Source organism: Spirosoma jeollabukense, assembly GCF_054777855.1.
Map to the genome: position 1 here is coordinate 1243764 of NZ_BAAHAD010000002.1, position 15069 is coordinate 1258832.

The window sequence follows — 15069 nt, forward strand, 5'->3', positions numbered from 1 at the left end:
CACGGTCCGCCGTTGCGGTCAGTAATTTGTTTCTGTGATTTGCTATTTACTTGTGACTGTTGACTGTCGACTATGAGCAATACTGAGACCGAATATCGGCAGGTTATCCAACGCTGCAAAGATTTATTTCTAAAAAAAAATAAAGATTATGGGACTGCCTGGCGGATTTTACGCTTGCCAAGCATAACGGATCAAATTTTCATCAAAGCCCAACGCATCCGTACTTTGCAGGAAACGGGAGTTAGTAAAGTTGGCGAGGGCATCGAACCAGAATTCGTCGGGATCATTAATTACTGCGTTATGGCCCTGATTCAGTTGCGGTTGACCAAAGACGCACGGACTGATATTCCAACCGATGAACTCGAACAGCTATACGATGCGCAGATTGGGCAGGTAATTGATTTGCTTTTTGCCAAGAACCATGACTACGGCGAGGCCTGGCGTGAGATGCGAGTGAGTTCCATGACCGATATTATTCTGATGAAATTATTGCGTACGAAGCAGATTGAAGACAATCGGGGCAATACGTTGGTATCAGAAGGCGTTGAGGCCAATTACATGGACATGATTAATTACGCGGTTTTTTGTCTTATAAAAAGTAATGCGGGTGGCAACCCGCAATTGTAGCTTCAGAGCGGGTTTCCGCTGGTACGCCAGCCCGGCCGCATTACATACTATGAACCCAATTACCACGCAGCCTAAAGTTAAGACCGGCACGCCCCCGATGCTTATTGCCGCTCGTATCGCCCGGATTCTGGTCGGGGTTGTCTTTATCTTTTCGGGCCTTATTAAACTGAACGACCCCGTTGGGACACAGATCAAGTTTGAGGAATATTTTGAGGTCTTTGCGCAGGACTTACCGTTTCTGCACAATTTTTTCATGGCGCTGGTGCCGTTTACCCTGATTATGTCGGTGCTGTTTTGTGCGGCTGAAATCATTCTGGGAGTCGCTTTACTGGCTTCTTACAAACCTAAAGTGACGGTCTGGCTCTTATTTTTTCTAATTACGTTCTTTACGTTTCTGACGTTCTATTCGGCCTATTTCGATCGGGTAACCGACTGTGGTTGTTTCGGCGATGCGATCAAACTTAAACCGTGGACCTCATTTGGCAAGGATGTTGTCCTGACCGTGCTGATTTTGTTTATCATCGGTCATCGAAACCGGTTACGCTCCCGCAATACGGGTTGGCTGGTTAACCTGACAATTATTCTAACGCTGGCACTTGGCATCTACGCTGTCCAGTTTCTGCCTCCGCTGGATTTGTTGCCCTATGCAGTTGGTAAAAATATTCCTTCCGAAATGAAACCGTCGGAGCCACTTCGCTATAAGTATATTATGGAGAAGGACGGCAAAAAGAGCGAATTCGAGCAGTATCCGACGGATTCGACCTATAAGTTCAAGGAAATGGTGCTGGTGAATCCAAGTGCCAAACCCAAAATTACAGACTATCGCGTCTGGAATGATGAAGGTGATTTTACCCAGCAGACTTTTGAAGGCAATAAACTCTTCATTATCGTCAAAAACACAAAAGATATTGATGCCGGTACGTTGCCCGCCATTCGATCACTGGTTGAAGGCTTGCAGGGCTCGAACGTAGCACCATATATCCTTACATCGACCAGCGACGCTGAGATAGAAGCGTTTCGAAAAGAGTTTCAATTGATAAATGTCCCTTATTATAAAGCCGATGCTACCGTTCTGAAAACAATAATGCGCTCGAACCCAGGTACCTGGCTGATGAAAAACGGTACCGTTCTTGGCAAGTGGCATTACAACAGAACACCCGAGGCCGCAGAGGTACTAGAAAGAGTAAAATGAGCGAAAGAATGAAAGAGCGAATGAGCGAAAAATGTAGCCGAATGGCTTCTCACTCATTCACTCATTCACTCATTCGCTCTTTCAATTAATGAAAAACATCTTCCTTATTGGCATGCCTTCATCGGGCAAAAGTACGCTGGGAAAGCGTATTGCAGACGCCTTGCAATGTCGTTTCGTCGATACCGATAAACTTATTATTCGCGAAGAAGGTCGCTCAATTGCCGAGATTTTTGCCAAATCAGGTGAAGCTTATTTTCGGGAGTCTGAACGACGTGTACTACGTACTATCCGGCCCGGTGCAGGCCTGGTAATTTCCACGGGCGGAGGGATGCCCTGTTTCCACGAAAATATGGAATACATCAACGCTACGGGCGTATCCGTATTTCTGGACGTACCGGTTGACATTCTGGTTCGTCGTATGCTGTCCCATGCCCAGGAAGATCGGCCGCTTCACAGTCCTAACGATCCTGAATTGCTGAAAAACTTAACGCAGCGCTACGTGACCCGTTTGCCGATTTATAGCCAGGCTAATATTATCATTTCAGGCGAAGCAACTGAAAATGACGTATTAAACAGGCTTGGAGAATGGCTATAAACATAAAAAGACGACCAAGGTGGTCGTCTTTTTATAATTCAGTTTGTATTGTCCTTTTAGAAAAACGCTCCTACCGATAAAGTGAAATTAGCGTATTTGTTTGTTAACGCGGCTGATGCATAATCACTTGAATTATTCAGGTAATAGGGGGTATAGGACGTTTTGGTCGTGTAAAAAACGCCTGCCAGATCGGCAAAAAAGCGGTCATTACGTACCCCAAGACCGCCCGAATACATGAGCGTATTGCGGTCGCCGTTGCGGGCGAGTAAGTCAAATGTCGATTTGTACGCACTCGGCAAATAAGCGCCACCCACGCGTGCCCGGAAAATTCCACTTCTGAACTCACCTCCTACGCGGAAATTAACCGTGTTCTGATAGATACCTTTTACGTAGCTGGTCTGATCCTGTTTGAATGCCTGATTATCACCACCCGCTGTATAATAGTTTGTGTTAACCCGCATGCCACCATAATTGACATATTCGGCTGTGGCCGTCAGGAATCCACTTTTCCCCAAAAAATAAGTGACACCACCCGACAGCCGTAGGGGTGTAGAAATGGAGAAATTGAAGTCATTCGGGGCGACCGCAATCGTTTTTAAGTCGGGTATGAAATTTACTGGATTGCCGTTATTATCGAGTTTTGGAATACCGATAGGATCAATAGTCAGCGACTGATCAGTTGTTTCCTGATACGATCGGGTTGTCCAGGTGGGAGAGATGATATTTAATCCAAACTGAATGTTTTGGTCTGCACGGTAAATAGCGCCTACTGACAGATTAATACCATTACCCGTTACGGAATAATCGGTATTTTCCTGAATACCCCGAAATACCCGGCCACCAATATATTGCTCATTGATGACGCTGGTATAGTTGTATTTCGTGTGCGAAAGCGCGAGCGTGCCACCGATGTAAAACTTGTCCTTAAAATTACTGGCTACCGATACACCCCATTGCGACACGGCTCCACTGGATGAGAAACTGGCACGTTGGTTAACGGGAACGCCATTATCATAACGGAAGTAACTCAATGTATCCTGTGGATATGAATATGGATTAATCAGGTAATGCTGATAAGCCGCTGCTGTAAGTCCACCAACAGTATAACCGTCAGAGTACGTATTTGGATAGGCAATCTTGTTGTTGAAATCATACTGGCTATCCAAATTAGTGCTGCTCGTTCCATTCGCATTTTCAATATACGAATCAACTACTGAACTACGGTTGTTTTGGCCTTGCGCTACAAACTCATTGCCCAGACTGGCCTGCCGCGAATAGCTGATTGCCCAAACCGTTCGTCGCGGACCCCGACTGGAGGTATTGTTGGGCATTCCCGCAAAAACAGCCGTTGCCGAGCCAACAAATGGAAACGATTTTGACGTATTAGTTGTCTGGCCCAGATAATTCGTGCTGTTGTTTAGTAACCGCAGTGATGGGCTGATGCTGATTTCAGACCGGTTGTAGAAACCCAATCCGGCCGCATTGCCCCAGGCATTGCTGGCGTCGCCACCTAAGGCTGCATGGTTACCACCAAGACCCTGAAAGCGAGCCGTACCTGTAATGGGCTGTTCCGAATAACGGAAGGCATCAGCCGAGTAATCCTGCCCGTAAGAAACCGCAGCTGTTAATAGAAAGCCCGCGGTTATTCCTATGCATTTATTCATTTCTATAATAAGGTAAAAGGTGCGCTTTAGCTGTAAGACAATCTTTATTTGCTGGCGTTTAATCGCTCCTGTGAGTAAAACGAAAAATCCCGTCGATTGGCTAACCGACGGGATTTATTTTTTATGAAAAAACTATATTTTGATTAACGTGGACCGCGACCACCTCCGCCGGAGTGACCACCCCCGCCTGAGAAACCACCACCACCTGAGCTCGGTGCACTAAAGCTACGGCTTGGGGGGCTGTAACTTGGCTGCTGGTAGCTCGGCTGCGATTGCTGGAAACTGCGGCTTGGCTGTTGGTAGCTCGGCTGTTGATAGCTCTGCTGAGACTGTTGGTAACTGCTCCGACCATTGCTGTAGCCATTTGTAGATGGTGTATAGCTTTGAGCACTCTGCCGTGGACGAGCGTAATAATCGCTGTTTGATCCTCGGCTGCTATTGTAGGAGGGCACTGCAGTGTTAGCTGTGTTAGCACTTGAACGACCGCCATTGCCACTTGTACCATTATCGTAATAATACGTACCACTGTTGTTAGAGCGAGGAGCTGCGTAGTATCCGTTATTGCTGCCGTTTCTTGAATTAACAGCTGCATTGTTCGAACTACCTGGTGCATAGGCACCTGCACGACCGTTGCCACTATTGTTATTCGTCGAACGGGGCGTATTTACGAAATCTCCGTTATAACCACTCCTCGAAGCCGAATAGCTGTTTCGGGCTGCTGCACCGTTGGTAAAGCGAGGCCCAGAGGTACGGTTGCTGCGATACGGATCGGCACCCACTACGTAGCCATTGTTGACGTAAACAGGGCTTCCGTAGTAGCCACCACCATAGTAACTACTATAGAATGGGTTGTAGAATCCGCCGTAACCACCATACCCACCGAACGCGTAGGAACTATAGAACGGATCATATCCATACGGTGAATAGAATGGACTGTACCCAAACGCACTACCGTAGCCGTAAGGTGAATTGAACGGAGAATAAAAAGGACTGCCAAAGCCGATGTTAAAACCGCTGCCGTAGCCACCATAACCGCCCATCATGCCTAAGCCTAAACCAAGCCCCAACCCGTTGTAGAAGCCGGTATTGTTGAAGCCCCAGCGATTCCAGCTGTAGGCAGACGTCGAGGCTGCATTGTAGCCATTGACGAAGCCGGAGTTATAGCTGTTGTCGTTCCAGCCCGGATCAGGAGATAACCCCCGGTTCAGTTTGCGGGTACTTAACTCCGAATAATACTCATCGGTGTTGGACGTACCGTTGGCTGCATACTGCTGATCATCGACATAATCGGGATTGGCATTACGAAGCGCTCGTTGTTGTTGACGTTGCTGACGCGGAGACAGAGACGAGTAATCAGACGAGTTGCTGGCGTACAAGGCAGAGTTGCCATTATTGCCATACAAATCATCCATTTCGCCAGTGTTCTGGGCCGTCTGACGGCTGGATGTACAACTCCAGAACCCCATCAGCGCAGCCAGAGAAAGATAGCTATATAGGCGTTGCGTTTTCATTTGGCAAGGGAATTAAAGTAGTAAAAACTCATATTGAGCGTCCTTTCAATCTATAACACGGGATTGATCGGTTTGATTACAAAAATAGCATAAAAACCTATCTTTGCAAGTTCTCTGTTATTAGATTCCTATTTGTTAATAAAGGTTTAATCTGTTCTAAAAAAAGTCAATTATAGTCGCTAGTCGTCAGTCAAGAGTAACGGAGTTGTAACAATTATCCAGTAGCTTTTGACTATCAACTATCGACTGACGACTTACTTACGCATGGCAAAAGCGATTCCGTCCCGTAGTGAAAACTACTCCGAGTGGTATAATGAGTTAATTAAACGAGCCGATCTGGCCGAAAATTCTGCGGTACGGGGCTGTATGGTCATCAAACCCTACGGCTTTTCGATCTGGGAAAAAATGCAGCGCGCTCTGGACGATATGTTCAAGGAAACAGGCCATAGTAACGCCTATTTTCCGCTGTTTATCCCCAAGTCGTTCCTAAGCAAAGAAGCCTCGCACGTGGCTGGTTTTGCTAAAGAATGTGCCGTAGTGACGCATTACCGGCTGAAAAATGCCGAAGATGGTTCGGGCATCATTGTTGATCCTGAAGCAAAACTTGAAGAAGAGCTGATCGTACGGCCCACGTCGGAAACCGTTATCTGGAGTACGTACAAAAACTGGATTCAGTCCTACCGGGATCTGCCATTGCTTATTAACCAGTGGGCTAATGTAGTACGTTGGGAGATGCGAACCCGAATTTTTCTGCGTACCACCGAATTTCTCTGGCAGGAAGGCCATACCGCTCATGCTACGTCCGACGAAGCCCAGGCCGAAACGCGACAGATGCTTGACGTGTATGCACAGTTTGCCGAGGAATGGATGGCCGTACCTGTCATAAAAGGCGCTAAAACCGCTAATGAGCGGTTTGCCGGGGCTGAAGATACGTTGTGCATTGAAGCGATGATGCAGGATGGTAAGGCGCTGCAGGCCGGTACCTCACATTTTCTGGGACAGAATTTTGCGAAGGCGTTTGATGTGCAGTTCCTGAACAAACAGAACCAGCTTGATTACGTATGGGGAACCTCGTGGGGCGTTTCCACGCGATTGATGGGTGCCCTCATTATGGCGCACTCCGACGACGACGGGCTGGTGTTGCCGCCAAAACTGGCGCCAATTCAGGTCGTTATCGTGCCGATCTACCGTACTGAAGAACAACTGGACGCCCTTTCGGCGAAAATTAAGCCCCTCGTGCAGGAGTTAAAGAAAGCTGGTATTTCGGTAAAATACGACGATTCGGACGCGAACAAACCCGGCTGGAAATTTGCAGAATACGAGCTTCGGGGTGTGCCCGTTCGGTTGGCGATGGGTGGTCGTGACCTGGAAAATGGTACGGTTGAAATTGCCCGTCGTGATCTGAAAATCAAGGAAACGGTGTCCTTCGACGGATTGACAGAACGTATCAAAAATCTGCTGGACGATATTCAGCAGACGATATACGAGAAGGCAAAGGCGTTCCGTCAGGCGAATATGTTCCGGGTCGATACGTTCGAGCAGTTTCAAGAGCAGATTGAAAAAGGTGGCTTCCTGCTAGCTCACTGGGACGGTACCAGCGAAACCGAAGAAGCGATTAAAGAAGCTACAAAAGCTACGATACGCTGCATCCCGTTTGATCAGGAAGCTGAAGAAGGCGTTTGCATTTTCTCTGGCAAACCCTCAACAGGTCGAGTCGTGTTTGCACGGGCTTATTAAAAAAGGCGGCCATCCGGCCGCCTTTTTTAATTTCAGTAGTGTCAACTACACTACCTAAGTGAGAGCTGCTGCTGACGCATGCGTTGCATATACCAGCTATACACCGCGAACGTAACGCCAGAGAGGCCAATCAGCCAGACTATGCCCGCCAGACTGGTGTACGACCAGCTTCGTCGGCTGATACCGTCCATCATAGCCATAAGCATCATACATAGTCCGATGGCCATAATGAAGGCGTTTCGCAACGTAGTACGGTACGCCTGTCGTAAGTCGTAAGCTCCGTAGGCTTTATTGCGGAACTCAAACACGATGTCATCCAAACTTGCCTGTTGAAGCTGCTCGTCTGTCATGGCCAGATCAGTCTGATACGTGTCACGTAGATGCCGAACAGCCTTTATATCAGCTTGTTCCAGAACCGTGCTCAGCGCTTTCTCAAACGGTAGCCCCAGATAAATGTAATATTCTACCTCGCAGGCAATATGATCTAACAGTTCGTCGACCAGAGCGTCATTAGAGCCACTATGAATCAGGTGGTTGTGCAACGTCGCCATTTGTTGCGGGCTGAGTTTTTCCATGATTCTGTATAGGTTTATGGGTTGGTTTAAGTAGGGCTCAGTGACCAGTCGCTAAAGTAATGGGTAGTTGCAACAGACCACGCATTGTATCCATAAAGCGTTCAAAGTCAGAGACTTTCTGGACAGCCGTTTCAGTGCCTTGCGGTGTTAGTGAGTAATACTTACGTAGTCGTCCTTCTACTTCTTCAGTTTCTGTTGTCAAAAGACCTTCCTGCTCTAACTTGTGCAAAATGGGATATAACGCCCCAAACGACAGGACAATTTCGCCCTTCGTTCGTTCTTTAACGGCCTGCGTAATTTCGTACCCATACATCCGGGTTGGCTCCGACGTACCTCGTTCGGCCAGGAGCTTCAACACAATTGTTTTCAGGGTACCCCGCAGAAATTCATTACCTGATGGTTCCATATTGCATAAAGCCAAGTACGTTGTATAAACTACTGTAATAATATATAAGCTTCCAATATATTCAAAATTTATTTTTCGCCGACGGTGGGAAAAGTTGTTACTTAGTCCAACTTTTTCGGCCTAGTAACTGCCCGGAAGGAGTTTTGCCCCAGGGCTTTGATAAACCTGTCTTACGTTTCAAATGACCAACCTATGAAAACCAGACGTTCATTCCTGCGGGATGCTGGAGCCCTAACCCTGGGTGGCCTGGCACTACCCGGCCTTGTATTGCCACAATTTGCCAAAGGCAGCCCACTCTTGCCAGCTGTGGCTGCCCCTCCAATTGGCCTTCAGCTATTTACCCTTTTTAAGCCAATGAGCGACGATCCGAAGGGGACGCTCGAAAAAGTAGCGGCTGTTGGCTATAAAGAAATCGAATCGGCGTTTAGTTTGCGGGGTGGTTATTACGGCTATAAAGCGAAAGAATTTAAATCACTGGTGGAAGGTCTGGGCATGACCTGGCGGGCGCATCATGCTATGGGAGCCCCCTTTAAGCCAAGACCTGCTCCGCCGAGTAGCACTACGGGAGCAACGGGTGGTGGGCAAGCCGGGGCAACCCCGCGTCCATCGATGGATTTTTCCAAAATGCCGCCGTTGCTGAGCCTTCGGGATAACTACCAGCAGCTTGTCGATGAAGCGGGCGAAGGTGGATTAACGTATCTGGTTTGTGCCAGTACGCCCGTAGCGACACTCGACGAAATTAAGAAGTCGATTGAGGTATTTCAGAAAACGGGTGAAGCCTGCAAAAAAGCAGGAATCGGCTTTGCTTACCATAACCACGCTACGGAATTTGACCCGGTGGAGGGTGGCAAAACGCCGTATGATCTGATCCTGTCGCAGACGGATAAGGACTTGGTCAAGATGGAATTAGATCTGGCCTGGGCGACAAAAGCCGGCAAAGATCCGGTTAAATTGTTTGATGAGCATCCCGGTCGTTTTCCACTCTGGCATACCAAAGACATCAAGGCCGATCTTAAAACCATCACAGAAGTCGGTAATGGCGTTGTCGATTTTAAAAAGGCGTTTGCTGCGGCTAAAACGGCCGGTTTAAAGTACTTTTTTGTTGAGCAGGATTTAGCGGCACAGCCCATTGAGAGCATTACGACTAGTTATGAAAATTTGAAAAAAATGCTGGTTTAAGCTAAACTCAGTTACCAAAATCGTGCATCACAGGCTGGTAATACGCCGGGTAACGAGTCGGTAAAATGCCTCATTAATGGCCCTGGAAAAGGCTGAATTGTGAACTTTTGCCCTTACTAGCTAGTTGGTCAAAAGTTAGCGTGTAGCTCCAACCTTGCCGGAAGTTCCGGTACTTTTACGGCACGTTACCAAAAAACACGTAGCATTATGGCACAAGCAAAATCTGGCGATACCGTTCAGGTGCATTATACCGGAACCCTGACCGACGGTACAATCTTCGACTCATCAGAAGGCCGCACTCCGCTGGAGTTCACTGTTGGTAGTGGACAGGTAATCAAAGGCTTCGATGAAGGCGTTGCTGGAATGAACCAGGGCGAGAAGAAAACCATTAGCATCCCCGTAGAAGACGCTTACGGACCGGCCAATGAAGATATGATCTTTACGCTGAACCGAGAGGATATCCCGAATGATATTCCACTGGAAGTGGGCATGACCCTCAATATGCACGAAGATGGTAATCCACGACCTATTCCGGTTATTGTTCGTGAACTTACCGATACGAACGTAACACTCGATGCAAACCATCCATTGGCTGGTCAGGATTTGACCTTTGCCATTGAACTCGTAGGTGTTAAATCGCCTTCTGGATTGATTCTATAGGAAAGGGAGAAAAGGGACGAGGGGGACAAACGGGAATAGGGTATGTGCGCAGGCAAATCCTTTCTCCCTTTTGTCCCCCTCGTCCCTTTTCTCCCTTACTCTATTTCCATTTGTAGAAGTTCGCTGAGTTCCCGAAGGGCCGTCTGAATGCCTCGTACGTTCGACCGGGCTACATAAGCGGCAAGAGCAACGGTAATCGCGCCAATGTTAAGGGCAACGACCGGGTCGTTCATCCGTTGTAGACTGAGTGTCGCTTCGTCGGTGGCATGCCGAACAATGGCCGACATTTCGCTTGCACTTTTAAAGGCAGGGCGAATCGTTCGCGTATAAATATCCTGTCCTCGGTTAAGCAGGCTATTCTGATAGGCATTGAGGTCTAATTGTTGCTCAAGGGTCAGGTCCGGCCAGTGCATAACCTGAAATTTATTCAGGGCACGGGCCATGTTTGTATAGCTATTCGTGATTCCAATAATTTGTTCCGGAGTGAAATCTTCCATGACGAAGTTCAGAGTATAGACGTATGTACGTACGTCGGTGCTTACCTGTGGCGTTTCGGGTTCGAATGCCTCTCAAATTAATTGTTATTGATAGGCTTAGTCGGGCAATTTTTTATGTTGACATAATCGGCAGGAAGAGTTCACATGCGTAAATAACTTGGTGATAAGCGATAATTAAAAAATAGAGTACAGCTTCTGAAAGTAAGATAAGTTACAAAATGTTACAATTTGTCAACTATTGACCGAACGGTAGCAAAAAGATAACCGGAAGAGGTATGTTTTAGTTAACCTGCTCTTCGATTAGCCGGTACGATTTGTATACGTATCATTCTTGGTAAAGTACTAAAAAAGTAAAATTGTGCCGTTCTGCTTATGTTATTGGCAATAGATTTAGTATTATTATAGTTTCGCCTGATAAATAAGTAAAACTCAACGCCACGAAATCACGAAGCAGGCTGCCTGGTTACTTCGTGTATTTTGTCCTACCCGTTCTTATGTCCAACGTTCTGATTCATTTTGCTCATCCCGCTCTGGAGAAGTCAAGAACCAACCGAGTGCTTATTGACGCCGTGCGTGATTTGCCTTCGGTGACGGTAAATGATCTCTACGAACAGTATCCGGATTTTGATATTGACATCGACCGTGAGCAGGATCTACTCCTTCGTCATGAGTATATTTTATTACATCATCCCATGTACTGGTACAGCGCTCCTGCCATCGTCAAACAGTGGGAGGACCTGACGCTGGAACACGGGTGGGCCTATGGCAAGGAGGGTAATGCGCTGGTTGGCAAAAAGATGATGAACGTTTTTACGTCAGGAGGGCCCCAGGAAGCGTATACCAAAACCGGATTTCATCAGTTCACGGTACGCCAGTTTCTAACGCCTTTTGAGCGAACCGCTACGCTCTGTAAAATGATCTACCTGCCCCCCTTTGCTGTGCATGGAACCCACCGCATGACGGATGAAGAAGTGCTGGCCGCTGCTCAGCAGTATCGTACGCTGGTACAACGCCTGACAGCCGATGATATTGACATAACCCTTGCGCAACAATCGGTTTATGCCAACGACTTAATAACCCAACCTTATCCATTATGAGTCATTTAGTACTAGAACAAGCGATTATTTATCTGGCAGCCGGAGTCGTGTTCGTTCCCATTGCCAAACGTTTAGGACTAGGGTCGGTATTAGGCTACCTGATAGCGGGTATGGTGATCGGGCCTGCCGTGTTGGGGCTGATCGGTGAAGAAGGAAAAGGGGTTATGCACGTCGCTGAATTTGGCGTAGTGATCATGCTGTTTCTGGTTGGCCTGGAACTGGAACCCGAATTGCTCTGGAAACTACGTGTGCCGGTCGTGGGTCTGGGTGGTTTGCAGGTGCTGGTTACCTCCCTAGTTATTGGGGGCGGAGCAATTCTGGTTGGACTACCGTGGCAGGAAGCGCTGGCAATCGGCATGGTTATGGCGATGTCGTCAACGGCGATTGTTTTACAAACCATGACCGAAAAGGGCTTGATACAAACACCGGCCGGCCAGTCGACGTTCTCGGTGTTGTTATTTCAGGATATCGCCGTTATTCCCATTCTGGCTATACTACCCTTGCTGGCTACGTTTCCGGTAGAGCACGCTGGCGAAGGGGCCGAAACGGAGTCCATGTTGAGTGGCTTGCCGAGTTGGGTGCAGCCATTGGCGGTAGTGGGTGCCGTGCTATTAGTCGTTTTGCTGGGGCGGTTCGTTATGCGTCCGGTTTTTCGCATCATTGCCCGAACGGGTTTGCGGGAGGTATTCATTGCATCTGCTTTTCTCCTGGTAGGAGGAGTGGCCTGGCTGATGGAATCAGTAGGACTCAGTCCGGCCCTGGGTGCTTTTGTGTCGGGCGTTGTTCTGGCCAACAGCGAGTACAAACACGAGTTGGAGAGCGACATTAGCCCGTTCCGGGGATTGCTGTTAGGCTTATTCTTTATTTCGGTGGGTGCGTCCGTCGATTTTTCATTAATTCTCGATAATCCACTGCTAATCGCTGGGCTCGTGTTGGGCTTAATGACGTTAAAGGCGATTGTGCTGGGCGTGTTGGGCAATCGCTTTAAACTCGCCAAAGATCAGAACTTGCTATTCGCGCTGGGACTCTCACAAATTGGCGAATTTGCGTTTGTACTGCTTTCATTCACGCAGCAGAACGGCATCCTGAACAGCTACACCGCCGGGGTGTTGACCGCCGTAGTGGCCATTAGTATGGCCTTGACACCCATTCTTTTTCTGCTTACCGAGAAGGTGTTGTTGCCCCGGCTCACCCGGAGTTTGCAACCCGAAAAAGAGGCCGATCGGATCGAAGAAAAGAACCCGGTCATTATTGCCGGATTTGATACGTTCAATAATGTCGTCGGTCGTTTTCTGCGCGCCAATGGCGTTGGCACAACCGTACTGGATTTTGACGCCGATCGGGTAGAAACCCTGCGAAAAATTGGGTTGAAGGTGTATTATGGAGATGCATCGCGTTATGATCTGCTACACTCGGCCGGAGCCCATGAGGCCAAAATTATCGTAATCGCTTTGGAGTCAGCTCATAAATCGCTCGAGTTAGTGAAGACCGTTAAGAAGCATTTCCCGAATTTAACCATTTTTGTACGGGCGCACGATAGGGGGGATGCCTACGATTTTCTGGGGGCGGGTGTAGAACATATCTATCGTGAAACCCTGGATACGTCCCTGCGAACGGGGGTTGATGTCATGCGTTTATTGGGTGGTCGGGCCTATTATGCGGAGCGTTCGGCGCGGTTATTCCGTCGGCACGACGAAGACGCCCTACAAGAACAGGCCGGTGTCCGGGGGGATCGCAGCCAGTATTTCGATACAACCCGACGCCGAATCAAAGAACTGGAAGAACTGATACGTTCCGACGAAACCGACCGCTGGCTTCGGGAAGTAGAGGAAGGTTGGGATAATGAGTCGCTACGAAAAGAAATGATCAGCCGATAACGTATACCCTTCATTAAGCCGTGACGCTCTTGATGATCGACACGGCTCAATGACTCTAACTTGTTTCCTCGTTTAAGCGAGTTAAACAGCGTCAATAGTTGAATTTTTAGACCTGCGCGGGCGCCTGTGTCACGTTAACTTCGGTCAGTTCATTCGTATCAATGGGTTGGGCGTTTCGGGTAAGCAGGTGGATGATGAGCCAGGCCACCAGATAGGTAAATCCGCAAATGGTAAATAATATATTGTAGCCTCCCGCCAGATTCCCCGCAGCCTTGTACGTATCGAGCAGACTACCGACCAGAATCGGAAAAAGAATACCACCTACCGCACCCGCCGTACCGCCAATGCCCACCACCGAACTGACGGCCTGCTTCGGGAACATGTCGGAGGCCAGCGTAAAAACGTTCGTAGCCCAGGCCTGGTGCAGGGCAACGGCCAGACTGATAAGCCCAACAGCCACCCAGCGATCAGTTGCAAATTGAGTCAGAATGACCGAAAGTTCTAACGTAGCAAATACCAGCAAAACCGTTTTGCGGGCTTTAATAGTCAGCCATCCGTTCTTGATCAGCCAGGATGATAAATATCCACCGCCGATACTACCAATTGTGGTAGCCGTATAAATTAGCATTAATTCGAAACTTGGTTTCTTTAAGTCCAGGTTAAACGTAGTGGCAAAATAGGAGGGAAGCCAAAATAGAAAAAACCAGTAAATCGGGTCAATCAATCCCTTGCCCGTAATGTAGGCCCAGGTTTGCGGATAGGTAAATAATTTAAACCAGTTGACCGAATGTTTGTCGTTTTCTTCACCACTTGTTTCTTCCTGACCACTGACAATATAGTGTTGCTCTTCGGCGGTTAAACGCGTTTGTTTGGTCGGAATTTCGTAAAAGATCAGCCAAAATAGTAGCCAGACAAAACCTAATGCGCCCGTGATCCAGAAAACTTCGTGCCAACCGAAATGATTTAAAATCCAGGGCACAATAATTACGGCTACCACAACGCCAATACTAGTGCCCGCATTAAATAAACCCGTTGCCAGACCACGCTCTTTTTTGGGAAACCATTCGGCCACCGTTTTTACCGCAGCGGGGTAATTTCCGGCTTCGCCAATACCTAATCCAATACGTGCCAGACTAAAGCCCGTAACACTTCGGGCAACGGCATGAAGCATACCGGCAATGCTCCAGATAATAATGGTAATAGAATAGCCCGCTTTCGTTCCTATTTTATCAATGATCCAGCCAAAGCCTAACAGACCAACCGCGTAGGCTGCCGTAAATGCCATGACTATATGGGCAAAATCAGTTTCACTCCAGCTAAATTCTTTTTCCAGAATTGGCTTCAATAAACCAATTATTTGCCGATCGAGGTAATTAATTGTCGTTGCGGCAAATAATAGAAAAACAATCAGCCAGCGATAATTTTTTATTTTGAAATTGAGCATGATAGAGA

Annotated in this window: 14 protein-coding genes; 8 read left to right on the forward strand and 6 right to left on the reverse strand. The window is 47.9% G+C overall.

Annotated features, from left to right (window positions below; all coding sequences use genetic code 11):
* The first annotated feature begins 72 nt into the window (after positions 1–72).
* From ACYVEA_RS13520 to ACYVEA_RS13530, 3 genes are all read left to right on the forward strand, one after another.
* Complete coding sequence (locus ACYVEA_RS13520; RefSeq protein ID WP_461113957.1) at positions 73–627, forward strand: DUF1599 domain-containing protein; 555 nt, start codon at positions 73–75, stop codon at positions 625–627.
* A 49-nt stretch (positions 628–676) separates the two neighbouring features.
* The gene (locus ACYVEA_RS13525) at positions 677–1819 is read left to right on the forward strand and encodes a BT_3928 family protein (protein ID WP_461113958.1); all 1143 of its coding nucleotides are present in this window, start codon (positions 677–679) and stop codon (positions 1817–1819) included.
* A gap of 88 nt (positions 1820–1907) precedes the next feature.
* Positions 1908–2414: a shikimate kinase gene (locus tag ACYVEA_RS13530; protein ID WP_461113959.1), complete on the forward strand. Its 507-nt coding sequence runs from the start codon at positions 1908–1910 to the stop codon at positions 2412–2414.
* 56 nt (positions 2415–2470) lie between these two features.
* On the opposite strand, the gene ACYVEA_RS13535 is transcribed toward ACYVEA_RS13530, so the two are convergent.
* On the reverse strand, positions 2471–4078 hold the full coding sequence (locus ACYVEA_RS13535; RefSeq protein ID WP_461113960.1) for a hypothetical protein: 1608 nt from the start codon (positions 4076–4078) through the stop codon (positions 2471–2473).
* A 143-nt stretch (positions 4079–4221) separates the two neighbouring features.
* Positions 4222–5589, reverse strand: a complete 1368-nt coding sequence (locus ACYVEA_RS13540; protein WP_461113961.1) for a hypothetical protein — start codon at positions 5587–5589, stop codon at positions 4222–4224.
* A 264-nt stretch (positions 5590–5853) separates the two neighbouring features.
* Between ACYVEA_RS13540 and proS the strand changes: the two genes are divergently transcribed.
* Positions 5854–7326 carry a proline--tRNA ligase gene (gene proS / locus ACYVEA_RS13545; protein ID WP_461113962.1) on the forward strand — a complete coding sequence of 491 codons (1473 nt, stop codon included), beginning with the start codon at positions 5854–5856 and terminating at the stop codon, positions 7324–7326.
* Between the two features lie 50 nt (positions 7327–7376).
* Here proS and ACYVEA_RS13550 read toward each other — a convergent pair whose 3' ends face one another.
* Both ACYVEA_RS13550 and ACYVEA_RS13555 read right to left on the reverse strand, forming a co-directional pair.
* The gene (locus tag ACYVEA_RS13550) at positions 7377–7901 is read right to left on the reverse strand and encodes a hypothetical protein (RefSeq protein ID WP_461113963.1); all 525 of its coding nucleotides are present in this window, start codon (positions 7899–7901) and stop codon (positions 7377–7379) included.
* Positions 7902–7938: 37 nt separating this feature from the next.
* Positions 7939–8307, reverse strand: a complete 369-nt coding sequence (locus tag ACYVEA_RS13555; protein WP_461113964.1) for a PadR family transcriptional regulator — start codon at positions 8305–8307, stop codon at positions 7939–7941.
* A gap of 192 nt (positions 8308–8499) precedes the next feature.
* Between ACYVEA_RS13555 and ACYVEA_RS13560 the strand changes: the two genes are divergently transcribed.
* Together ACYVEA_RS13560 and ACYVEA_RS13565 are read left to right on the forward strand one after the other, a co-directional pair.
* On the forward strand, positions 8500–9486 hold the full coding sequence (locus tag ACYVEA_RS13560) for a sugar phosphate isomerase/epimerase family protein (RefSeq protein ID WP_461113965.1): 987 nt from the start codon (positions 8500–8502) through the stop codon (positions 9484–9486).
* A 207-nt stretch (positions 9487–9693) separates the two neighbouring features.
* On the forward strand, positions 9694–10146 hold the full coding sequence (locus ACYVEA_RS13565; protein WP_461113966.1) for an FKBP-type peptidyl-prolyl cis-trans isomerase: 453 nt from the start codon (positions 9694–9696) through the stop codon (positions 10144–10146).
* A gap of 95 nt (positions 10147–10241) precedes the next feature.
* Here ACYVEA_RS13565 and ACYVEA_RS13570 read toward each other — a convergent pair whose 3' ends face one another.
* Positions 10242–10643, reverse strand: coding sequence for a hypothetical protein (locus tag ACYVEA_RS13570; protein ID WP_461113967.1), 402 nt, complete (start codon positions 10641–10643; stop codon positions 10242–10244).
* 494 nt (positions 10644–11137) lie between these two features.
* On the opposite strand from ACYVEA_RS13570, the gene ACYVEA_RS13575 reads away from it, so the two are divergent.
* On the forward strand, positions 11138–11740 hold the full coding sequence (locus ACYVEA_RS13575) for an NAD(P)H-dependent oxidoreductase (RefSeq protein ID WP_461113968.1): 603 nt from the start codon (positions 11138–11140) through the stop codon (positions 11738–11740).
* Positions 11737–13617 (forward strand): monovalent cation:proton antiporter-2 (CPA2) family protein, encoded by a 1881-nt coding sequence (locus ACYVEA_RS13580; RefSeq protein ID WP_461113969.1) that lies wholly within the window; start codon positions 11737–11739, stop codon positions 13615–13617. The genes ACYVEA_RS13575 and ACYVEA_RS13580 overlap by 4 nt, the downstream gene beginning before the upstream one ends.
* A 106-nt stretch (positions 13618–13723) precedes the next feature.
* Here ACYVEA_RS13580 and ACYVEA_RS13585 read toward each other — a convergent pair whose 3' ends face one another.
* Positions 13724–15061 (reverse strand): MFS transporter, encoded by a 1338-nt coding sequence (locus ACYVEA_RS13585; protein ID WP_461113970.1) that lies wholly within the window; start codon positions 15059–15061, stop codon positions 13724–13726.
* Positions 15062–15069 lie beyond the last annotated feature (8 nt).

Coding starts and splice junctions, on each gene's coding strand:
- ACYVEA_RS13560 (WP_461113965.1), top strand. CDS start 8,500: ATGAAAACCAGACGTTCATTCCTGCGGGATGCTGGAGCCCTAACCCTG.
- ACYVEA_RS13550 (WP_461113963.1), bottom strand. CDS start 7,901: ATGGAAAAACTCAGCCCGCAACAAATGGCGACGTTGCACAACCACCTG.
- ACYVEA_RS13555 (WP_461113964.1), bottom strand. CDS start 8,307: ATGGAACCATCAGGTAATGAATTTCTGCGGGGTACCCTGAAAACAATT.
- ACYVEA_RS13535 (WP_461113960.1), bottom strand. CDS start 4,078: ATGAATAAATGCATAGGAATAACCGCGGGCTTTCTATTAACAGCTGCG.
- ACYVEA_RS13570 (WP_461113967.1), bottom strand. CDS start 10,643: ATGGAAGATTTCACTCCGGAACAAATTATTGGAATCACGAATAGCTAT.
- ACYVEA_RS13520 (WP_461113957.1), top strand. CDS start 73: ATGAGCAATACTGAGACCGAATATCGGCAGGTTATCCAACGCTGCAAA.
- ACYVEA_RS13580 (WP_461113969.1), top strand. CDS start 11,737: ATGAGTCATTTAGTACTAGAACAAGCGATTATTTATCTGGCAGCCGGA.
- ACYVEA_RS13565 (WP_461113966.1), top strand. CDS start 9,694: ATGGCACAAGCAAAATCTGGCGATACCGTTCAGGTGCATTATACCGGA.
- ACYVEA_RS13530 (WP_461113959.1), top strand. CDS start 1,908: ATGAAAAACATCTTCCTTATTGGCATGCCTTCATCGGGCAAAAGTACG.
- ACYVEA_RS13575 (WP_461113968.1), top strand. CDS start 11,138: ATGTCCAACGTTCTGATTCATTTTGCTCATCCCGCTCTGGAGAAGTCA.
- proS (WP_461113962.1), top strand. CDS start 5,854: ATGGCAAAAGCGATTCCGTCCCGTAGTGAAAACTACTCCGAGTGGTAT.
- ACYVEA_RS13585 (WP_461113970.1), bottom strand. CDS start 15,061: ATGCTCAATTTCAAAATAAAAAATTATCGCTGGCTGATTGTTTTTCTA.
- ACYVEA_RS13525 (WP_461113958.1), top strand. CDS start 677: ATGAACCCAATTACCACGCAGCCTAAAGTTAAGACCGGCACGCCCCCG.
- ACYVEA_RS13540 (WP_461113961.1), bottom strand. CDS start 5,589: ATGAAAACGCAACGCCTATATAGCTATCTTTCTCTGGCTGCGCTGATG.